General features: G+C 63.6%; 17 protein-coding genes and 2 pseudogenes. 12 read left to right on the top strand and 7 right to left on the bottom strand.

Translation table 11 applies throughout. From position 1 onward, the window contains the following. Nucleotides 1-3: 3 nt before the first annotated feature. Both B5527_RS45100 and B5527_RS41610 read left to right on the top strand, forming a co-directional pair. Nucleotides 4-300, top strand: a complete 297-nt coding sequence (locus tag B5527_RS45100; RefSeq protein WP_154072799.1) for a hypothetical protein — start codon at nucleotides 4-6, stop codon at nucleotides 298-300. Further along, nucleotides 300-812 (top strand): L,D-transpeptidase, encoded by a 513-nt coding sequence (locus tag B5527_RS41610; RefSeq protein ID WP_079606673.1) that lies wholly within the window; start codon nucleotides 300-302, stop codon nucleotides 810-812. The genes B5527_RS45100 and B5527_RS41610 overlap by 1 nt, the downstream gene beginning before the upstream one ends. A gap of 251 nt (nucleotides 813-1,063) precedes the next feature. On the opposite strand, the gene B5527_RS41605 is transcribed toward B5527_RS41610, so the two are convergent. After that, nucleotides 1,064-1,273: a DUF1674 domain-containing protein gene (locus tag B5527_RS41605; RefSeq protein ID WP_079606672.1), complete on the bottom strand. Its 210-nt coding sequence runs from the start codon at nucleotides 1,271-1,273 to the stop codon at nucleotides 1,064-1,066. 178 nt (nucleotides 1,274-1,451) lie between these two features. On the opposite strand from B5527_RS41605, the gene B5527_RS41600 reads away from it, so the two are divergent. From B5527_RS41600 to purH, 3 genes are all read left to right on the top strand, one after another. Then, the gene (locus tag B5527_RS41600) at nucleotides 1,452-2,804 is read left to right on the top strand and encodes an RsmB/NOP family class I SAM-dependent RNA methyltransferase (RefSeq protein ID WP_079606671.1); all 1,353 of its coding nucleotides are present in this window, start codon (nucleotides 1,452-1,454) and stop codon (nucleotides 2,802-2,804) included. A gap of 162 nt (nucleotides 2,805-2,966) precedes the next feature. Next, the gene (locus tag B5527_RS41595) at nucleotides 2,967-4,682 is read left to right on the top strand and encodes a heparinase II/III family protein (RefSeq protein WP_079607896.1); all 1,716 of its coding nucleotides are present in this window, start codon (nucleotides 2,967-2,969) and stop codon (nucleotides 4,680-4,682) included. A gap of 210 nt (nucleotides 4,683-4,892) precedes the next feature. Beyond that, nucleotides 4,893-6,485, top strand: coding sequence for a bifunctional phosphoribosylaminoimidazolecarboxamide formyltransferase/IMP cyclohydrolase (purH, locus tag B5527_RS41590; protein WP_079606670.1), 1,593 nt, complete (start codon nucleotides 4,893-4,895; stop codon nucleotides 6,483-6,485). 105 nt (nucleotides 6,486-6,590) lie between these two features. Here purH and B5527_RS41585 read toward each other — a convergent pair whose 3' ends face one another. Beyond that, a complete protein-coding gene (locus tag B5527_RS41585) occupies nucleotides 6,591-7,976 on the bottom strand; it encodes an MFS transporter (protein ID WP_079606669.1) in 1,386 nt (461 codons plus the stop codon). Between the two features lie 116 nt (nucleotides 7,977-8,092). On the opposite strand from B5527_RS41585, the gene ggt reads away from it, so the two are divergent. From ggt to B5527_RS41570, 3 genes and pseudogenes are all read left to right on the top strand, one after another. Further along, on the top strand, nucleotides 8,093-9,844 hold the full coding sequence (gene ggt, locus B5527_RS41580; RefSeq protein ID WP_079606668.1) for a gamma-glutamyltransferase: 1,752 nt from the start codon (nucleotides 8,093-8,095) through the stop codon (nucleotides 9,842-9,844). A gap of 122 nt (nucleotides 9,845-9,966) precedes the next feature. Next, nucleotides 9,967-11,244 (top strand): annotated as a pseudogene (locus B5527_RS41575) (MFS transporter). A gap of 198 nt (nucleotides 11,245-11,442) precedes the next feature. Beyond that, nucleotides 11,443-12,339, top strand: coding sequence for an SDR family oxidoreductase (locus tag B5527_RS41570; RefSeq protein ID WP_079606667.1), 897 nt, complete (start codon nucleotides 11,443-11,445; stop codon nucleotides 12,337-12,339). A gap of 192 nt (nucleotides 12,340-12,531) precedes the next feature. Here B5527_RS41570 and B5527_RS41565 read toward each other — a convergent pair. Further along, nucleotides 12,532-13,196, bottom strand: a pseudogene (locus B5527_RS41565) (glutathione S-transferase family protein). 156 nt (nucleotides 13,197-13,352) lie between these two features. Between B5527_RS41565 and B5527_RS41560 the strand changes: the two are divergent. From B5527_RS41560 to panE, 4 genes are all read left to right on the top strand, one after another. Continuing rightward, nucleotides 13,353-13,976 carry a DUF2239 family protein gene (locus B5527_RS41560; RefSeq protein WP_079606666.1) on the top strand — a complete coding sequence of 208 codons (624 nt, stop codon included), beginning with the start codon at nucleotides 13,353-13,355 and terminating at the stop codon, nucleotides 13,974-13,976. Nucleotides 13,977-14,055: 79 nt separating this feature from the next. Continuing rightward, nucleotides 14,056-14,664 carry a 2-hydroxychromene-2-carboxylate isomerase gene (locus B5527_RS41555; protein WP_079606665.1) on the top strand — a complete coding sequence of 203 codons (609 nt, stop codon included), beginning with the start codon at nucleotides 14,056-14,058 and terminating at the stop codon, nucleotides 14,662-14,664. Between the two features lie 132 nt (nucleotides 14,665-14,796). Then, nucleotides 14,797-15,534: an SDR family oxidoreductase gene (locus B5527_RS41550; protein WP_079607895.1), complete on the top strand. Its 738-nt coding sequence runs from the start codon at nucleotides 14,797-14,799 to the stop codon at nucleotides 15,532-15,534. Nucleotides 15,535-15,648: 114 nt separating this feature from the next. Then, entirely contained in the window at nucleotides 15,649-16,569 is a 921-nt protein-coding gene (gene panE, locus B5527_RS41545; protein WP_079606664.1) for a 2-dehydropantoate 2-reductase, read from the top strand. 117 nt (nucleotides 16,570-16,686) lie between these two features. On the opposite strand, the gene B5527_RS41540 is transcribed toward panE, so the two are convergent. From B5527_RS41540 to B5527_RS41525, 4 genes are all read right to left on the bottom strand, one after another. Further along, nucleotides 16,687-17,268, bottom strand: a complete 582-nt coding sequence (locus tag B5527_RS41540; protein WP_079606663.1) for a c-type cytochrome — start codon at nucleotides 17,266-17,268, stop codon at nucleotides 16,687-16,689. 227 nt (nucleotides 17,269-17,495) lie between these two features. Then, nucleotides 17,496-18,755 (bottom strand): PQQ-dependent sugar dehydrogenase, encoded by a 1,260-nt coding sequence (locus tag B5527_RS41535; RefSeq protein ID WP_079606662.1) that lies wholly within the window; start codon nucleotides 18,753-18,755, stop codon nucleotides 17,496-17,498. 283 nt (nucleotides 18,756-19,038) lie between these two features. Further along, entirely contained in the window at nucleotides 19,039-19,392 is a 354-nt protein-coding gene (locus B5527_RS41530) for a nuclear transport factor 2 family protein (RefSeq protein ID WP_079606661.1), read from the bottom strand. Nucleotides 19,393-19,438: 46 nt separating this feature from the next. Continuing rightward, complete coding sequence (locus B5527_RS41525) at nucleotides 19,439-19,813, bottom strand: DUF488 domain-containing protein (RefSeq protein WP_079606660.1); 375 nt, start codon at nucleotides 19,811-19,813, stop codon at nucleotides 19,439-19,441. Nucleotides 19,814-19,902 lie beyond the last annotated feature (89 nt).

Below are 19,902 nucleotides of genomic sequence, written 5' to 3'. Positions count from 1 at the left end.
GGATTGACGCCTCCCCGCCGCCAGTTAAGCCTCGAATTGCCGACCAACAACATTGTGAGGTCTTCTCGCCTGCGGCTTGTCGCTTCCGACCCGGAGTCGTTTTCAAGTCATTTACTTTGTTTCCAGCATTTTCTTTGTTCCCTGCGTTGGATCACGTTCAGGCCCAGCGTGGAAACCCATTGGTTAAATCACGCGGTTAAAAAAGCGCGGGCGAACGGCGGTGAGCGCGACGTTTTGCAGGATTTGCGTTTGGATTTCGCTGCCCCGGACGGGGTGATTGATCGAAAACGGAGAGATTGATGTCGTTGAGAATTGCGGTGGCTCTCGTGGCCACCATCGGGGCGGGAATGCTGGTGACGACCGAGGCCCAGGCGCGGCCGGACGTGGTCGATTTCCGGGGCGACTATTCGCCGGGGACGATCGTGGTGAGGACCAATGAACGCCGGCTCTACCTGGTGGTCGATCCCTACCACGCCGTCCGTTATCCCATCGGTGTCGGCAGGTCCGGCAAGCAATGGGCCGGCACCACCCAGATCGACGGCAAGTATCGCAATCCGGCCTGGTCGCCGCCGGCGGAAATCAGGCGTGACAAGCCGTCGATGCCGGACGTCATTCCCGGCGGCTCGCCGCGCAACCCGATGGGCGTCGCTGCGATGACGCTGGCCGGCGGGGAATACGCCATTCACGGCACCAACAGGCCGGGTTCGGTCGGCGGTTTTGTCTCCTATGGCTGCATCCGGATGCTGAACCCCGATATCACCGATCTTTACCAGCGTGTCTCGGTCGGCACGACCGTGGTGGTGACGCGCTGATCCAACCTTCGTCATTCCGGGATGGTGCGTTAGCACCAGACCTCAGATGTGCAATTGCACATCGGGGAATCTCGAGATTCCGGGTTCGCTCGCTTCGCTCGCGCCCCGGAATGACGACACAGGAAAAGGCCGCGCCGATGGGCGCGGCTTTTTTGTTTGAACATCGATTTTGTTTGAACATCGATTACCGCGCGCCAGAACAAGGCGGGTCCGGAGCGTGTCGGTTAATCCGCAAATTCTGTGTTGGGGACTCAAAAATCCGAGGCAATGCCTTTGTTTTCCCAGTCGCCGTAGCGGGTTGGTTCCGGGCCCTTGGGGCCCTGAAATTCCTTTGGCGCGGGCACGGCGTTGGCCTCGGCGGTTTTTCTGCGCGCTTCGGCCTCGGCGAGCGCGCGCCTCGCCGCCGGCGAGAGCTTTTTGCGGCCCGGTTCAGGGTCAGGCAGTGAAGGATCGTCGGTCATCGCTCAATTTTCCAGCGAACAATTCAAGGTCCCGCCTACACAGATCACATCGCCTCGGCGAAATGGCTAGGGCGATTCTTACATTTGGCATATTCCGGTGCCAAAGGTGTTTTTCCCCCCGATGGCATGCGCGTCGAACGCGAATCGCTATCCGATCCTTCCGAGATGTTTCCCCTCCATGCCTTCTCAACGATTCGCCCTGCCACCCGAGGTGCCCGGTCTCGCGGCGCGCCGGATCGCGGCGGACATTCTCGACGGCGTCCTGCATAAGCACCGGACACTCGACGAACAACTCGACGGCGCCGCCGCGCATCCCGGGCTGAAAACGCTTTCCGATCGCGACCGCGCCTTGATGCGGCGGCTGGTCGCCACAATTTTGCGGCGGCTCGGCACGCTCGGCCATGTATTGTCGCGGCTACTCGATCGCGGCGTTCCGACCGACGCGCCGCGCGCGCAAAGCGCGCTTTTGATCGGCGCGGCGCAAATTCTCTGGATGGATGTGCCCGATCATGCCGCGGTCGATCTGTCGGTGCGGCTGGTGCAGTCGGACCGGCGCGCCGCGAAATATGCCGGGCTCGTCAATGCGGTGCTGCGCCGCTGCGCGCGCGAGGGCCAACCGCTAATCGAGGAGGTCAAGTCGCAGACGCTCGATGTTCCCGAGTGGCTGCTGGCACGCTGGACCGCCCATTATGGCGCGGACACTGCAAGAGAGATTGCGGTGGCGATCGGTCATGAGCCGTCGCTCGATATCACCGTGAAGTCCGACGCCGCGCAATGGGCGACGCGCCTGCACGGCGAAACGCTGCCGACCGGAACCGTGCGCACGCTGCTGCAAGGCTCGGTGACGATGCTGCCGGGTTTTGCCGAGGGACAATGGTGGGTGCAGGACGCCGCCGCCGCCTTGCCGGCGCGTCTGTTCGGCGACGTCGCCGGCAAAACCATCGCCGATCTCTGCGCCGCCCCCGGCGGCAAGACCGCGCAACTCGCCCAGGCCGGCGCCCGTGTCACCGCGGTCGACCGTTCGGTCGGCCGCATGGCGCGGCTGCGCGACAATTTGGCGCGGCTGGCGCTGGAGGCCGCAACCGTGGTCGGCGATGCCGCCGAATGGCACGGGGGAAGCGACGGCGGCGCCTTCGACGGCATCCTGATCGACGCCCCCTGCACCTCGACCGGCACCATCCGCCGTCACCCCGACGTCGCCTGGCTGCGGCAGGAGGCCGACATCGCCGCGCTGGCGGCGCTGCAGAAGCGCCTGCTGCAAAAGGCGGTCACGCTGCTCAAGCCCGGCGGGACGCTCGTCTACTGCACCTGTTCGCTGGAACCGGAAGAGGGCGAACAGGCCATTGCGGCGCTGCTCGGTGCCGAATCGGCCATGCGCCGCGCGCCGATCGAAGCCAGCGAGGTCGCGGGCCTCGCCGAAATCCTCACCGCGGAAGGCGATCTACGCACCCTGCCCTGCCACTTGCCGCACCAGGACCCCCGGCTGGGCGGGCTCGACGGCTTTTACGCCGCGCGGCTGGTTAAATCCTGATTTTGCACTGCAATTTCGCTCTCCGCCGTTGATTCGCGCGGTTTCAAGATGGTGTCTTGGCCGCGTTTCCGGATTAAAAGGATTCGCATCGAATCCTCTCTATCCTCCCGATCAAGGCAAGGCGTGTCGGTCGCTCAACGCAGACGCATCTCGACGCTGATCATGAACCGCTTCGCGCGGAGCATGATGTCGCGCGCAAGCGGCGGCTCGGTGGCGCTGTCGCGGCTGTGGCCGGGCCGCACCGATCGCCTCATCATCGCGCCGCACGACCTGCGCACCGCCGACGCCACCCGCGCCGCCGAAATCTATGCCGGCCGCTTTGTGTTCGCCGGCAAGATCGTGACCTGCCACGGACGCTCGATCTTCGATCTCGAGCCGCCGTCGGAAGATTGGGAAGTGGCGCTGCTCGGCTTCGGATGGCTGCGGCATTTGCGCGCCGCCGACACCGCGCTGACCCGCGCCAATGCGCGCTCGCTGGTCGATGACTGGATTTCGAATCCGACGCACAAACGGCCGGTCGGCCGCCGCGCCGACGTGCTGGCGCGCCGCGTCATCTCGCTGTTGTCGCAGGCGCCGCTGGTGCTCGGCGACACCGACGGCAAATTTTATCGGCGTTACCTGCGCGGGCTGACCCGCGAAATCCGCTATCTGCGCTACACCATGCTGGATATTCCCGACGGCGTGCCGCGGCTGCAGGTGCTGATCGCGCTGTGCTACGCCTCGCTCTGCCTCGCCAACCAGGCGCGGCACATCCGCTCCGCCACCCGCAAGCTGTCCGACGAACTGCAGCGGCAGATCCTTCCCGATGGCGGCCACATCTCGCGCAATCCCGGCGCGCTGATCGAACTGTTGATCGACCTGTTGCCGCTGCGGCAGACCTTTGCCGCCCGCAACATCGCGCCGCCGCCGGCGCTGTTGAACGCGATCGACCGCATGATGCCGATGCTGCGTTTCTTCCGTCACGGCGACGGCGCCTTCGCGCTATTCAACGGCATGAGCAGCGCGCCATCGGATCTGCTGGCGACTCTGCTCGCCTATGACGACACCCGCGGCGTGCCGATGGCGAACATGCCGCACACCGGCTTTCAGCGCCTCGACGCCGGCGCGATGACGGTCATCATGGACACCGGCCCGCCGCCGCCGCCAAGCGTCAGTCACGACGCCCATGCCGGCTGCCTGTCGTTTGAATTGTCGTCGGGGCCAAGCCGGATCGTCATCAATTGCGGCATGCCCTCGACCGGCCGCGACAACTGGCGCGCCTTTGCGCGCGGCACGGCGGCGCATTCGACCCTGACCTATCACGATACGTCGTCCTGCCAGTTCATCGAACTCTCGGCGATGAAGCGGCTGTTGCAGGGCGCCCCGATCATCGGCGGCCCGACCAATGTGGAGAGCTATCGCGAGGTGGTCGCCAACGGCGTGCTGCTGACGACGTCGCATGACGGCTATCTCGAGCGGTTCGGCGTGGTGCATCGCCGGGTGCTGATGGTCGCGCATGATGGCTCGAGGCTCGACGGCGAGGACACCGTGTCGCCGGCGCCGGGCGCCCGCATCAAGGGCAACGCGACCGACTACGCGCTGCGGTTTCATCTGCACCCCTCGGTGAAGGCGAGCCGGCTCAGCGACGCACGCGGCGCGATGCTGGTGCTGCCGAACCGCGACGTCTGGACCTTCGAGGCGCTCGACGACAAGGTCGAACTGGAAGACAGCGTGTTTCTGGCCGGCAATGACGGCCCGCGCCGCACGGCGCAGATCGTGATCCGGCAGGATTCCCGACACGCCCCCAGCGTCCGCTGGAGCTTCGTGCGCTCGGCGTCGTCGCCCTCGGCCACCGCGGCCAAACGCAGCGCAAGGCGCGAGCCGGAACTACCATTGTAGGAGTCTGGTCGCCCAAGTCGGGGTTGGGGCTTCGGAGTTGCGTTCCCTCCCCCTTGCGCGAGGGGGGTGAGCCGCAAACGTCGGAGTTCGTGGTACCCCTCCCCGACCCTCCCCCACAAGGGAGGAGGGAGCTTTCCACACCGGAACCGCGCCGGTTTCGCGCCGCGTGAAACCATGCTACCCGGCGCACTTGCTAATTAGGACCGACGTATGACCGACCATCCGCGCCGCGTGACCCGTGCCTTGCTGTCCGTTTCCGACAAATCAGGACTGATCGAATTCGCCCGCGCGCTGGCGGGCCGCGGCATCGATCTCGTCTCCACCGGCGGCACCGCCAAGGCGATTGCCGCGGCGGGGCTGAAGGTGACCGACGTTTCGGAACTGACCGGATTTCCCGAGATGATGGATGGCCGGGTCAAGACCCTGCATCCCAAGGTGCATGGCGGGCTGCTCGCGATCCGGGACAACGCCGAACATGCGGAAGCCATGAAGGCGCACGGCATCGCGCCGATCGACCTTTTGGTGGTCAATCTCTATCCGTTCGAGGCCACCGTCGACAAAGGCGCCGGCTTCGAGGAGTGCATCGAGAACATCGATATCGGCGGCCCTGCGATGATCCGCGCCGCGGCGAAGAACCACGACGATGTCGCGGTCGTGGTCGAGCCGCAGGATTATCAGGCGGTGCTCGACGAACTCGCCGCCAACGCGGGCGCGACCACATTGACGCTGCGGCGGCGTCTGGCCGCCAAGGCCTATGCCCGCACCGCCGCCTATGACGCGGCGATCTCGAACTGGTTCGCCAATGAGCTCAAGACCGAAGCGCCGGATTTCCGCGCTTTCGGCGGACGCCTGAGCCAGGCCTTGCGCTACGGCGAGAACCCGCACCAGACGGCGGCATTCTACCGCACGCCCGACAAACGCCCGGGCGTCGCCACCGCGCGGCAGCTGCAGGGCAAGGAACTGTCGTATAACAACATCAACGATACCGATGCGGCCTATGAATGCATTGCCGAGTTCGACCCGGCGCGCACTGCGGCCTGCGTCATCGTCAAGCACGCCAATCCCTGCGGCGTCGCCGAAGGTCCTGATCTCGTCAGCGCCTACCGCAAGGCGTTCGCCTGCGACACCCAGTCACCGTACGGCGGTATCATCGCCGTCAACCGCACGCTCGACGCCGAAACCGCGCGCGTCATCACCGAAATCCTGACCGAGGTCATCATCGCGCCCGATGCGACCGAAGAGGCCATCGCCATTATCGCCAAGCGGCGGAATTTGCGCCTGCTGCTGGCAGGCCAGCTGCCCGATCCGCGCGCGGCCGGCCTGACCGCGAAAACCGTCGCGGGCGGCTTGCTGGTGCAAAGCCGGGACAACGCGGTGGTCGATGACATCGCGCTGAAGACGGTGACCCGACGCGCGCCGAGCGAGGCTGAGCTGCAGGACCTGCGCTTTGCGTTCCGGGTGGCCAAGCACGTCAAATCGAATACGATCGTATACGCGAAAGATCTTGCCACCGTCGGGATCGGCGCCGGACAAATGAGCCGGGTAGATTCGGCGCGCATCGCCGCGCGCAAGGCGCAGGATGCTGCCGAGGAAGCAAAGCTGCCGTTTCCGATGACCAGAGGCTCCGTGGTCGCGTCCGACGCGTTTTTTCCGTTCGCCGACGGACTGTTGGTCGCGATCGAGGCCGGCGCCACCGCGGTGATTCAGCCTGGCGGATCGATTCGCGACGATGAAGTCATCAAGGCCGCGGACGAGGCCGGCATCGCCATGGTGTTTACGGGCGTGCGGCATTTCAGGCATTAGCAACAGCCCATTCCGGGGCATCGCGCAGCGATGAACCCGGAATCTGGAGATGATCAGCGCGAGATTCCGGGTTCGCGCTAACGCGCGCCCCGGAATGACGGTGGGTTAATCCCGTACCCTTGCCAGCAACGCCAGTCCCGCGGCGAAGAACAGCACCAGCACCGCCATGCCCGTTTTCTGGCTTGCGGTAACAGCCGTTATCAACCCGATCAGCAGCGGCCCGACGAACGAGGTGACCTTTCCGGTCAGCGCGAACAGTCCGAAATATTGCGCAATACGATCTTTCGGCGCCATCCGGATCAGCAACGTCCGCGACGCCGCCTGCAGCGGCCCGCCGGCGGCGCCGATCAGACATCCCAGCACCAGATAGGCGCGCTCGGCGGCTGAAGAAAACAGCGCCCCACCGGGCACCGGCGGCGCGACCTCGACGAAAAAGATCGTTTCCTTGTTCACCAGCAGGATGGCGACGATCGCAAACAGCAGGATCAGCATGCTGCCCGCGATTACGCGTTTCGGCCCCAGGCTGTCGTCGAGCTTGCCGCCGAGCCATGCGCCGAACGTGCCGGCGATCGCCAGGATGATGCCGAAACTGCCGATCTGGATGGTATTCCAGCCGAAGGTACCGGCGGCGTAGATGCCGCCGAACGCGAACAGCGACACCAAACCATCCGTGTAGATCATGTTGGCGAGCAGGAACGCCGCCATCGATTTTTGTTTGGGCAATTCGGCCAACGTTTGCCGCAGGTCGGTCAAGCCCTCGCGCAGCGCTTCGCGCATGCCAAGCCTTGCCGGATAATCCGGCGTGAGCAAAAACATCGGCAGCACGAAGATGACGAACCAGATACCGGTCAGAGGCCCGGTGATTCGGTCGCCCTGATGGCTGACGGGATCGAGCCCGAACAGCGGCGTGTATCCGAACAGCGTTCGGCCGGTCTCGGGATTGGCGGCGAGAAATCCGAGCACCAGGATCAGGCTCAGGATGCCGCCGACATAGCCGGTGGCCCATCCGGTGCCGGACAATCGCCCGATCCGGTCGGGCGGCACCAGGGTCGGCATCATCGCATTATTGAAGACGGTGGCGAATTCGACGCCGACGGTCGCGATCCCGTAGGCGAGCAGCAGCGCCGGAATCACGCTGGTGTCGCCGGGCCTTCCGAACCACATCAGGCATGAGCCGATCACCAGCAGCGCGCCGAAGGCCGCGATCCACGGCTTGCGCCGGCCGCTGGCATCGGCGATCGCGCCCAGCACCGGCGACAACAGCGCGATTGTCAACCCCGACGCCGCCGTGGCAAAGCCCCACAGCGACTGTCCACTGGCGGGGTCCGACGCCACATGCGTGGCAAAATAAGGCGCAAACACGAAGGTGGTGATCAGCGTAAAATAAGGCTGAGCCGCCCAATCGAAGAAAATCCAGCTGATGACGGCGGATCGCGGCGGGTAGTTCTGGTGCATGCCGGCAATGCCTGCGTCCGAAGCGATCACCGCCATGCTCTGATATCCCTTTCATCACGACGAGGCGCTTTGCGCCCGGCACCGAAAACCATATAGCATTCATGGTTGCGGCAGCACTTGCGTATTTTAACCAACCCCGCGGCGGAAGCTTGATGATCTCTTTTGCAGCCGAGCGGCGCTGGATAGCCGCGGGTATCGTGCTGGTTGTCGCATGGTGCGGGCCTTGCGCCGCGCAGGAGCAGCGCCGCGGCTTTTACACGCCGCCATCGGCCGACGCCATTCATGCCGTGGTCGCCGAACACGGCATGGTGGTCGCGCAGGAGAAAATCGCGGCGCGAATCGGTGCCGACGTGCTGCGCCGTGGCGGCAATGCGGTCGATGCCGCGGTGGCAACCGGATTCGCGATGGCGGTGACCTATCCGCGCGCCGGAAACATCGGCGGCGGCGGTTTCATGGTGATCCACTCGCGGGAGCATGCCGAAGATGTCGCGATCGATTATCGCGAAACCGCGCCGGCAGCGACCACGCCGGGGATGTTCCTCGGTGCTGACGGCAAACCCGACATCGCGAAGTCGCGCGACTCCGCGCTGAGCATCGGCGTTCCCGGCACCGTCGCGGGATTGACGCTGGCGCTGGAGAAATACGGCTCGGGTAAATTTACGCTCGCGGCGTTGCTGCAGCCGGCGATCGATCTGGCGCGCGACGGCTTCGTCCTCACCGACGACGGCGCCGATACGCTGCCGGACTGGCATCGGCGGCTGGCGCGCTGGCCAGCATCGGCAAAAATCTTTTCCCGCCCTGACGGCACCTCGTTGCGCGAGGGTGATCGGCTTGTCCAGACCGATCTGGCGGCGACGCTTTCGGCGATCGCCGAACAGGGGCCGCGCGGGTTCTACGAAGGCCCGGTCCCCGAAAAACTGGTGAAGGCGATCGGCGACGCCGGCGGCATCATGACATCGGACGATCTCAAATCCTATCAGGCCGTGATTCGGGCGCCGGTGCGCGGCAGCTATCGCGGCTACGACATCGTCTCGATGCCGCAGCCGTCATCGGGCGGCGTGGTGCTGCTGGAAACGCTGAACATCCTGGAAGGTTTTCCCATGCACGAGATGAAGCAGGGCTCGGCGCCCTCGCTGCATCTGCTGATCGAGGCGATGAAGCGCGCCTATGCCGACCGCGCCCGCTATCTCGGCGATCCCGCCTTCATCAGCGCCCCGGTGGCGACGCTGATTTCGAAGGACTACGCCGCGAAGCAGCGCGCCGGCATCGATCCCGATCATGCCACGCCGTGGACCGATGCGCTGTCGGCGACGCCGCCGCACGAAGGCAGCAACACCACGCATTTCTCGGTGGTGGATAGTATGGGAAATGCGGTCAGCAACACCTACACGCTGAATTTCAGCTACGGCGTCGGCCTGGTCGCCGACGGCACCGGCGTCCTGCTCAACAACGAACTCGACGATTTCACCGCCGCGCCCGGCGCCTCCAATGCCTTTGGCCTGGTCGGGTTCGAGGCCAACCTGCCCGGCCCCGGCAAGCGGCCGTTGTCGTCGATGGCGCCGACCATCGTGCTGAAAGACAACAAGCCGGTTCTGGTCACGGGATCGCCCGGCGGCAGCCGCATCATCTCCACGGTGCTGCAGGTGATCGTCAATGTGCTCGACTACAGCATGAATGTCGCGGCCGCGGTCGATGCGCCGCGGCTGCACCATCAATGGTTGCCGGATGAAGTGCGGATCGAGCGCGGCTTTGCCGACGACACCATCGCCGAACTGAAGGCCAAGGGCCATCACGTGGTCGAGCCGCTGGGCCAGACCTCGGCCAATTCGATCGCGGTGACCGACTACGGATTGCTCGGCGCTCCCGATCCGCGTAGCCGTGGCGCGGAAGCGGCAGGGCAATAGATGGGCCTGTCCAGCGGATCGGAATTTGCCTGACGGCGGCATTGGCGTAGGATTTGACCACCCTGCGCAAGTCGGCCGTGGAACGGCAAGCCGATCAAAATTCTTCGGAAGGAACTTGCATCATGACCAGCACCGTCGAGCCATCGCGGGCGATCGAAACAGCGGCGATCGAAGACACCAGCCTGCTCGCCTTCTACCGCGACATGAATCTGGCGGAGCGCCGGACGTTCTGGGCTTGCGCCGGCGGCTGGGCGCTCGACGGCATGGATTTCATGATCTATCCGCTGGTGATCGGCACCATCATCGCGCTGTGGAAAGTCGATCCCGGCACGGCCGGCCTCGCCGGCACGGTGACGCTGCTCGCCTCCGCGGTCGGCGGCTGGCTCGGCGGCTATCTGGCCGACCGCATCGGCCGGGTCAGAACCCTGCAGCTGACGATCCTGTGGTTCTCGTTCTTCTCGCTGGTCTGCGCCGTGGTGCAGAATTTCGACCAGCTGCTGATCGCCCGCGCGGTGCTGGGCCTTGGCTTCGGCGGCGAGTGGGCCGCGGGCGCGGTGCTGATGGGCGAAGCGATCCGCCCGCAATATCGCGGCCGCGCGGTCGGCTCGGTGCAATCGGGCTGGGCGGTCGGCTGGGGCCTTGCGGTGCTGTCGCAGGCTATTCTGTTCTCCTATGTGCCGCCGGAGATCGCATGGCGCTGGATGTTCGCGATCGGCGCGCTGCCGGCGCTGCTGGTATTTTATCTGCGGCGCCATGTCAGGGAGCCGGAGATCGCCGCCGCGACGCGGGCAAAGCAGCTGGCGGTGGGCGACCGGCCGGCGCTGTGGGAGATATTTTCGGGCCCGATTCTCAAGACCACGATTCTCGCGTCGCTGATGGCGACGGGATGCCAGGGTGGCTATTACGCCATCACCTTCTGGGTGCCGCGCTTCCTCACCACCGAGCGCAAGCTCTCGGTAGTGAGTTCCACCGGCTACCTCGCGGCGCTGATCATAGGCTCGTTTATCGGCTATCTCGTCGGCGCCTGGCTTGCCGACCGCATCGGTCGGCGCAACCTGTTCCTGACCTTCTCGATCGGCGCCATCGCGGTGGTCCTGCTCTATACGCAGTTGCCCCTGACGAACGAGGTGCTGTGGCTGCTGGGCTTCCCGCTCGGCTTCTTCGCTTCCGGTTATTTCTCCGGCGTCGGCGCGTTCCTCACCGAACTCTATCCGACCAGGCTGCGCGGATCGGGCCAGGGCTTTTGCTACAATTTCGGCCGCGGCATCGGCGCACTGTTTCCGTAGACCTCGCTCGGCAACGCCATCGCGATTTTCGCGGTTCTGGCCTACGGCGTGTTCTTCATCGCGGCCTTTGCATTGCCCGAAACGCGCGGCCGAGTGCTGCATGCGGATGCGTGAGGAAGGACTTCTTCGAAGAGCGATACGAAACCTTGCTCGGTCGTTCCCTCCCCCCTTGTGGGGGAGGGCTAGGGAGAGGGGTAAGCCGAGAAGGCGGTGCTCGTGGCTACCCCCCTCCCCGACCCTCCCCCACAAAGGGGGGAGGGAGAAGGAAGAGTGCCCGGACCGCCGACCACTGAACCAACCGGAGTAACCCCGATGACATCCCTCAAAGGCAAGACACTGTTCGTATCCGGCGGCAGTCGAGGCATTGGGCTGGCGATCGCGCTGCGTGCCGCGCGCGACGGCGCCAATGTCGCGATCGCCGCGAAAACCGCCGAGCCGCATCCGCGGCTCAAGGGCACCATCTACACCGCCGCCGACGAGATCCGCGCCGCCGGCGGCAAGGCGTTGCCGATCCTGTGCGATATCCGCGAGGAGGCCCAGGTCGTCGCGGCGGTCGACAAGACCGTCGCCGAATTCGGCGGCATCGACATCTGCGTCAACAACGCCAGCGCCATCAGCCTGACCGATTCGCAAGCCACCGACATGAAGCGGTTCGACCTGATGATGGATATCAACACCCGCGGCACCTTCATGGTGTCGAAATACTGTATCCCGCATCTGAAGAAGGCGGACAATCCGCATATCCTGATGCTGTCGCCGCCGCTCGACATGAAACAAAAATGGTTCGAGCACTCCACCGCCTATACCATCGCCAAATTTGGCATGAGCCTGTGCGTGCTCGGGCTATCTGGCGAACTGAAAGCCGCGGGCGTCGCGGTCAACGCGCTGTGGCCGCGCACCACCATCGCCACCGCCGCGGTCGGCAATCTCCTCGGAGGCGACGCCATGATGCGCGCCAGCCGCAAGCCCGACATCATGGGCGACGCGGCCTATGCCATCTTCACGAAGCCGTCGCGCGAATTCACCGGGCAGTTCTGCATCGATGACAAGCTGCTCTACGCCAGCGGCGTGCGCGACTTCGAGCCCTACCGGGTCGATCCCTCCGTACCGCTCAGGTCGGATTTCTTCGTGCCCGACGACGACGTGCCGCCGTCCGGCGTTACCGTGCTGGCGCTGTCTTCCGTTGGCGAGGCTCAGAAGTCGCGCTAGAAGCGCGCCGCCGGGCGGCGTGCTGGAATAAAACCGTCATTCCGGGGCGATGCGAAGCATCGAACCCGGAATCTCGAGATTCCCCGATGTGCAATTGCACATCTGAGGTCTGGTGCTAACGCACCATCCCGGAATGACGGTGTTTCTGAGATTGCTTCGTCGCGACAATCCTCGCAAAAGAGGCGCGGTCTGCTACTTTCCCACCGTATAAGGCCCGCCCTTTTCGAGCGCGCGGTTGTAGGCCGGGCGGGCGTGGATGCGTTCCAGGAACGCCATCGCTTTGGGATGGCCCTGATCGAGCCCGGCGCGCGCCGCGGCGGCTACGAGCGGAAAGCTCATCTGGATGTCGGCGGCGGTGAACTCGTTGCCGGCGAACCACTCGCGTTTTCCCAGTTCGCTTTCCCAGAACGCCATGTGCTGCTTGAGCTGCGGATTGACCAGCGAGGTCAGTGCCTGATTGGCGACCTTGCGCACCAGCGGACGCAGCAGCGCCGGTGCGCGCTTCGGCATCAGCGTGAACAGCAGTTTTAAAAGCAGCGGCGGCATCGCCGAGCCCTCGGCGTAATGCAGCCAGTAGGTATAGCGCAATCGCTCCGACGTCCTCGGTGGCGGGATCAGGTGTCCGTCGCCGTAATTGTCGACGAGGTATTCGACGATCGCGCCCGATTCCGCGATAGTGTTGCCGTGGTCGGTGATGACGGGCGATTTTCCGAGCGGGTGGATCGCGCGCAGTTCGGCCGGCGCGCGCATGTCGGGCTGGCGCTGATAGCGGACGATTTCGTAGGGCACGCCAAGCTCTCCAGCAGCCACAGCACCCGCTGGGAGCGGGAATTGTTGAGATGATGGACCGTGAGCATGGCGCTTCCCCCAAGGCATGGCGCGGTTTCGCGGGGCTTTGTCGTGCCAGTTGGGCCCGCGAAAGTCGAGGCACCCAGAAATGTTGATATTACCCGGATGTTATTGACAGGCTAGATTTACCCGGGTAATACTCGCTCAGAAATCGAGGAGCTTCCATGAACCCCGGATCTGACGCGCTCTATATCGCTTTTGAAGGTGACCGCTGCATCGCATCAGGCGATCTCCATGACGTCGCCCGGGCGGCGAAACAAAAGCTCGATCGGCGCAAGGACGCGTCGATTCTTGTTTTCGATGGCAGGAACAGCGGCCCGGTCGAAATCGACCTTCGCGGCTCCCTCGACGACGTGTTGGCACGACTGCCTGACATCGCGGACGTACGCGCCGCGGATGACGATGCCGCTTCACCAGCGCCGCGCGGTCCGGGCCGTCCGAAACTGGGCGTGGTCGCGCGCGAAGTCACGCTATTGCCACGGCACTGGGAATGGCTGGCCCGGCAATCGGGCGGCGCCTCGGTCGCGCTGCGCAAACTGGTCGAGGCGGCGAGGCGAACCGGCGAGGGCGGGGATCGCCTCCGCGAGGCGCAGGAAGCGGTCTATCGTTTCATGTCGGTCATGGCCGGCAACAGGCCGCATTACGAAGGCGCGGTCCGCGCGCTGTTCGCCGGCGATTGCCGCGGTTTCGAAAAATTGATTGCCGAATGGCCCGTGGACGTACGCGACCACACCGCAAAGCTCGCGGAACGGGCGTTCGATCGCGAACTGCGGGCGCGCGCCGGTTGATCCCGTTGGTGCGACCCGCTAGGCTGATTGGAATGATAGGGATCATATAAGAAACCGTCACATCGATCGGGAGACCGCCGTGAGCACCACCGCCCCGCAATTCATGTTCGATTTCGGCAGCCCCAATGCATTTCTCAGTCACGAGGCGATCCCGGCGATCGAACAACGCACCGGCGTTAAATTCGAATATGTCCCGATTCTGCTCGGCGGCATCTTCAAGGCCACCAACAACAAGTCTCCGGCCGAGACGCTGGCCGGCGTCAAGAACAAGCGCGAGTTTCATGCGATCGAGACCGAGCGGTTTGTGAAGCGCTTCCGGGTCAAGCCGTACACCTGGAATCCGTTCTTCCCGGTCAACACCCTCAACCTGATGCGCGCCGCCGTGGCCGCGCAGCTCGAGGGCGTGTTCGAGAAATATGTCGATGCCGCGTTTCATCACATGTGGGGCGAGCCCAAGAAGATGGACGATCCGGAAGTGGCGCTGAAGGCGTTCACCGCGTCCGGCCTCGACGCCGCAAAACTGTTTGCGCGCGCGCAAGCACCCGAGGTCAAGGCGAAGCTGGTCATGAACACACAAGCCGCGGTCGAGCGCGGCGCGTTCGGCTCCCCGACCTTCTTCGTCGGCAAGGAGATGTTTTTCGGCAAAGAGCAGCTGCGCGAGGTCGAGGAGATGATCGCGGGCGGTTAGTACCGTAACCCTCATGGTGAGGAGCCGCGCATCACGCGCGGCGTCTCGAACCATGAGATGCATTTCCGTCTTCATCCTTCGAGACGCGGCGAAGACGCCGCTCCTCAGGATGAGGCTGAGGAGGACGCCAACATGCAAAAACGCAACGCAACGGCCGCGGTGATCGGCGCCGGAGACTATATCGGCGCCGAGATCGCCAAGAAATTCGCCGCCGAAGGGTTCACCGTGTTCGCGGGCCGACGCGACGGCGCCAAGCTCGAGCCGCTGGTCCGGGAGATCGAGGCCTCGGGCGGATCGATCGTCGCGCGCACCCTGGATGCGCGGAAGGAAGACGAGGTCGCCTCCTTCCTCAATGACGCCGACGAGCACGCGCCGCTCGAAGTCTGCATCTTCAACGTCGGCGCCAACGTCAACTTTCCGATCCTGGAGACCACCGACCGCGTGTTCCGCAAGGTCTGGGAAATGGCCTGCTGGGCGGGCTTTTTAGCCGGACGCGAGTCGGCGCGCTTAATGGTGCCACGCGGCCAGGGCAATATCTTCTTCACCGGCGCGACCGCGTCGCTGCGCGGTGGCAGCGGCTTTGCGGCCTTTGCCAGCGCCAAATTCGGATTGCGCGCGGTGGCGCAATCGATGGCGCGCGAGCTCGGGCCGAAGAACATCCACGTCGCGCATCTGATTATCGATTCCGGCGTCGACACCGCATGGGTACGGCAGCGCCGCGAGCAACTCTGGGGCAAGGAGGCGCTCGATAATCCGGATTTGCTGATGCCGCCGGCGTCGGTCGCTGCCTCCTACTGGCAGCTTTACCAGCAGCCGCGCAGCGCCTGGACGTTCGAGCTTGAAATCCGCCCGTTCGGGGAAAAGTGGTAGAGAGGCGAATGGCGAATAGCGAGTAGCGAATGGACTTTAAGCCCTATGCGCCACTCGCTATTCGCTATTCGCTATTCGCTATTCTCCTTCAAGAACAACAAACGGAGCTAAACCATGCGTGTTCTCGTAGTCGGTGCCGGGGCGATCGGCGGGTATTTCGGCGGCAGGTTGCTTCAGGCCGGCCGCGATGTGACGTTTCTGGTCCGGCCGCGGCGCGCGGCGGAACTCGCTGCCGCCGGCCTCGTGATCAAAAGCCCCAACGGCGACGTCACGCTGAAAAATCCGCCGGTCGTTCAGGCCGACAAACTCAACGAAAAATTCGACGTGGTGCTGCTGAGCTGCAAGGCGTTCGATCTCGACGACGCCATAAATTCGTTTGCGCCGGCGGTGGGGCCGCGGACGACGATCATCCCGCTGCTCAACGGCATGCTGCACCTGGATGTGCTGGACAAGAGCTTCGGGCGCGAGCGTGTGCTTGGTGGCCTCTGTGCCATCGCCGTGACGCTCAACGACAAGCGCGAGGTGGTTCAGCTCCAGCCGATGCAGTCGCTCAATTTCGGGGAACGCGACGGCAAGCTGTCGGACCGCGTCCGCGCCATCGCGGAAGTCTTCGCCAGCGGCAAGTTCGGCGCGGCGGCCAGCGAACATATTCTGCAGGAGATGTGGGAGAAATGGGTGTTCCTGGCTACGCTCGCGGCCTCGACCTGCCTGATGCGCACCTCGGTCGGCAATATTCTGGCCGTGCCCGGCGGCAAGGATTTTATCCTCGGCGCGCTCGATGAATGCAGCGCGGTCGCATCGGCCGAGGGTTACGCGCCCCGCCCGCCATTTCTGGAGCGTACCCGCGGCATGCTGACCGCGGAAGGATCGCAGATGACCGCGTCGATGTTCCGCGACATCAAGATGGGTGCCCCGGTCGAAGCCGATCACGTGATCGGCGATTTGATCGCGCGCGGCGATGCCGCAAAGGCGCCGGTGCCGCGGTTGCGCACCGCTTACACGCATTTGAAGGCGTACGAGAAGCAGCGGGGGTGAACCCTCATGGTGAGGAGGCGCGTTTGCGCCGTCTCGAACCATGAGGCCACGGTACCCAATCCCATCCTTCGAGACGCGCGCAAGAGCGCGCTCCTCAGGATGAGGCCGGCGGAAGTCCTACAAATGCGCGAGATAATGCGCGAGCGCGGTGATTTCCTCATCGCTGAGGGGATAGGCGACGTCCGACATCGCTGCCCCGGCGCCGCCGGATCGCGCGCCCGACTTGTAGTCGTGCAGCGCCTTGACCAGATATTCCTCGCGCTGGCCGGCGAGGCGCGCCACCGCTTTGGTTCCGGCAAATGTATCGGTGTGGCACGACGCACAGCGCCGTCCCACGGCGGCCTGCGCACCCTTTTTGGATAGATCGGGATTGTCGTCGGGTGCGGAAGCCTTCGGCGGCGTCAGAGCAGCGAAATAGGCGCCGAGATTGCGGATGTCCTCGTTGTTGATCTGCTCGACGATCGGCTGCATCAGCTCGTTCTTGCGCGCGCCGCTGCGGAAGAACACCAGCTGCCACTGGGTGAACTGGTCCGGCTGGCCCGCCAGCGAGGGAATGTTCTCGGTTTGCGAAATACCGTTTTCGCCGTGACAGCCGGCGCACAGCTCGGCCTTTTCCTTGCCGGCGGCATCATCGGCGGCTTGGGCCGGTAATCCGAAAATAATTGCAGTCAAAATAACCCCGATCGAGGCACTCCGCATCACCAGTCCTTTTCCTTGTCATTGCCGGGCATCGCAGTCCGCCTTGCGCGGACTAGGCAGACTTGCCCGAGTTCCCGGCAATCCATCTCTTGCGAGATGTTTTCATTTTGATGGCTGCCCGGATCAAGTCTTGGACATGACGACTTGATCGGATCGCCCCATATAGCTTCAACAAAAAGCTGCGGCCACTCGTTCCCGAGCAGCCGCAGCCTTTGACGATAAAGCGCTTACTTCTTGTAGCTGATGCGATAGATCGCGCCGGCCCAGTCGTCGGCAACGAGGATGGAACCATCCTTGGCCAGAATGATATCGTCCGGCCGGCCAAGATAGCCCTGGTCGCCTTCGATCCAGCCGGATGCGAATACTTCCTGTTTCGGGTTCTTGCCGTCCGGACCGACGATCACGCGCACGATCCGACCGCCCTGATATTTATGCCGGTTCCACGAGCCATGCTCGGCGATCAGGATGTTGTCCTTATAATCGGCGGGAAACTGGTCGCCGGTATAGAACTTCATGCCGAGCGGAGCCACATGCGCGCCGAGATTGAGCACCGGCGGGGTGAACTCCGAACATTTGTGACCCATCGCGAACTTTGGATCCGGTGTGTCGCCCTGATGGCAATGCGGATAGCCGAAGTTCTCGCCCAATTTCGAGATCATGTTGAGCTTGTCGCTCGGCATGTCGTCGCTCATCCAGTCACGGGCGTTTTCGGTGAACCAGTATTTGCCGCTGCGCGGATCGACATCGCCGCCGACGCTGTTGCGGACGCCGAGCGCCACGATTTCGGCGTTGCCGGTCTTGGGATCGACGCGGCGGATTTGCGAGACGCTGGTCGGCGGAATCCCGATGTTGAAGGGAGGTCCGAACGGAATGTAGAACCAGCCATCCTTGTCAGCGGCCAGATATTTCCAGCCATGTGCCGCGTAGGACGGCATGTCGTCATAAACCACCTTGCCGTCGCCGAGCTTATCGAGATTGGCTTCGGCATTGTCGTACCGAATCAGCTTGTCGACCGCGATGACGTACAGCGCGCCATCCTTGAAGGCCAGCCCGGTGGGCATGTTCAGCCCCTTGAGGATGGTCTTGACCTCTTTCTTGCCGTCCTTGTCGGTAATGGCGTAAACGTTGCCGAGGCCGAACGAGCCGACGAACAGCGTGCCCTTGTCGCCCCAGGCCATCTGCCGCGCCGCCAGCACGCCCGGCGCATAGACTTCGATCTTGAAGCCCGGCGGCAGCTTGATCTTCTTCATCATCGTGGCGAGTTCGGCTTCCGACGCGCCGGTCGGCGGACCCGATGGCGGTGCCAAGCCCTTTTGCGCCTCGGTCTCGTCGCCGAGGAACCAGTCGTCCGGCGGATGGGTCCAGAATTCCTTGTTGCCGGACTCGTATTTCTTCAGTGGTTTTTGCTGTGCGTTGACCTGAGCGGCGCCGGCGGCAATGACGATTGCTGCAAGTGCTAATACGGATCGATTGAAGGCCGATTTCATCGCGTACTCCCTATGCAGCCGGGGCGGCTGCGTTTTCGTTTTTGAACGCGTCGAGACGAACTTTGGTCTGGCGGTAGATGGATCAGACCTCAAAACGTTAGCACATTCGCCGTGAGAGAGAAGTGGGCGCCGCGAAGAAGAAATTTCTTTAGGCGGGTTTCATTCGAGATGATTTTTACGTGTGCTTGCGCTGCGATGCAGTATCGTGTCGGTCGTTTGAAATCCGCCTCCGGCCGGTCATCTCTCGTATCGCTCAATGGCCGTATAGAGCTCCGGAAGCTGACTACCGTGAAACGTGCGCCGAAACCGCGAGCCAGCGTCCGTTCTGCCTGGCCCAGCAATCGGTATAGCGACCCCAGGCTTGTTGACCCTCGGAGGTGGTGTAACTGGTGCGCGCATGAATGATCGCGAAATCTCCCATCACGCGAATCCTGATATCCTGCGCGGTGAGATTCTTGATCTTGACCGGAATCGCCGTGTATTTGAGAAATTCGGCGCGATCGACAAATGACTTGTCCGGGAGCGTGCAATAAAAATCGTCGGCCAGAATTTGGTCGAAGCGTTTGACATCGGAATTCTGGACGGAATCGACGTAGTCCTTATTCAGCTTCGTCAGTTCATCGATATCCTTACTCATCCTTGCCTCCTTTGGTCGTGCTATCCGGCTTCCCGACAGCGAGACTCTAGGCCTTCCTGACCGGCTTCCGCGGACGCGATTTGTTCAGGAATTCCGCAAGCACCACCGCGTGGTTCACGGCGGGATCCCTGGCGGCATAAAGAAGCGTCGCCTTCGCCTTTCCGACTTGGCCAAGCACATCAGCAACGGCGCGGTTGCCCTTCAATTCGTCGCGATATCGGCGCTTGAACTCCGCAAATCTTTCAGGGCGGTGGTCGAACCACTGCCGAAGCGACGGCGTCGGCGCCAGATCCTTAGCCCAGAGATCAAGGGCCGCCGCATCCTTGCGCAGGCCTCGCGGCCATAGACGGTCAACCAAGATGCGGATGCCATCCTTGCCCGAAGGCGGGTCGTATACACGCTTGATCACAAAATCGGTCATCGGATATCCGCACCCTCTCTCCCATCACCGCCCGCAAACTTTCACCGAAACGTGGCCCAACGATCCCGAAAGGTGCCCTGGCGTCCAAT

It is taken from the genome of Bradyrhizobium erythrophlei (assembly GCF_900129425.1).
Classification (GTDB): domain Bacteria; phylum Pseudomonadota; class Alphaproteobacteria; order Rhizobiales; family Xanthobacteraceae; genus Bradyrhizobium; species Bradyrhizobium erythrophlei_C.
Note: the sequence above shows the minus strand (reverse complement) of the source record. Positions and strands in the feature narration are given on the sequence as shown.

Coding starts and splice junctions, on each gene's coding strand:
- panE (WP_079606664.1), top strand. CDS start 15,649: ATGCGTGTTCTCGTAGTCGGTGCCGGGGCGATCGGCGGGTATTTCGGC.
- B5527_RS41605 (WP_079606672.1), bottom strand. CDS start 1,273: ATGACCGACGATCCTTCACTGCCTGACCCTGAACCGGGCCGCAAAAAG.
- purH (WP_079606670.1), top strand. CDS start 4,893: ATGACCGACCATCCGCGCCGCGTGACCCGTGCCTTGCTGTCCGTTTCC.
- B5527_RS41535 (WP_079606662.1), bottom strand. CDS start 18,755: ATGAAATCGGCCTTCAATCGATCCGTATTAGCACTTGCAGCAATCGTC.
- B5527_RS41610 (WP_079606673.1), top strand. CDS start 300: ATGTCGTTGAGAATTGCGGTGGCTCTCGTGGCCACCATCGGGGCGGGA.
- B5527_RS41585 (WP_079606669.1), bottom strand. CDS start 7,976: ATGGCGGTGATCGCTTCGGACGCAGGCATTGCCGGCATGCACCAGAAC.
- B5527_RS41550 (WP_079607895.1), top strand. CDS start 14,797: ATGCAAAAACGCAACGCAACGGCCGCGGTGATCGGCGCCGGAGACTAT.
- ggt (WP_079606668.1), top strand. CDS start 8,093: ATGATCTCTTTTGCAGCCGAGCGGCGCTGGATAGCCGCGGGTATCGTG.
- B5527_RS41570 (WP_079606667.1), top strand. CDS start 11,443: ATGACATCCCTCAAAGGCAAGACACTGTTCGTATCCGGCGGCAGTCGA.
- B5527_RS41540 (WP_079606663.1), bottom strand. CDS start 17,268: ATGCGGAGTGCCTCGATCGGGGTTATTTTGACTGCAATTATTTTCGGA.
- B5527_RS41560 (WP_079606666.1), top strand. CDS start 13,353: ATGAACCCCGGATCTGACGCGCTCTATATCGCTTTTGAAGGTGACCGC.
- B5527_RS41595 (WP_079607896.1), top strand. CDS start 2,967: ATGAACCGCTTCGCGCGGAGCATGATGTCGCGCGCAAGCGGCGGCTCG.
- B5527_RS41600 (WP_079606671.1), top strand. CDS start 1,452: ATGCCTTCTCAACGATTCGCCCTGCCACCCGAGGTGCCCGGTCTCGCG.
- B5527_RS41530 (WP_079606661.1), bottom strand. CDS start 19,392: ATGAGTAAGGATATCGATGAACTGACGAAGCTGAATAAGGACTACGTC.
- B5527_RS41525 (WP_079606660.1), bottom strand. CDS start 19,813: ATGACCGATTTTGTGATCAAGCGTGTATACGACCCGCCTTCGGGCAAG.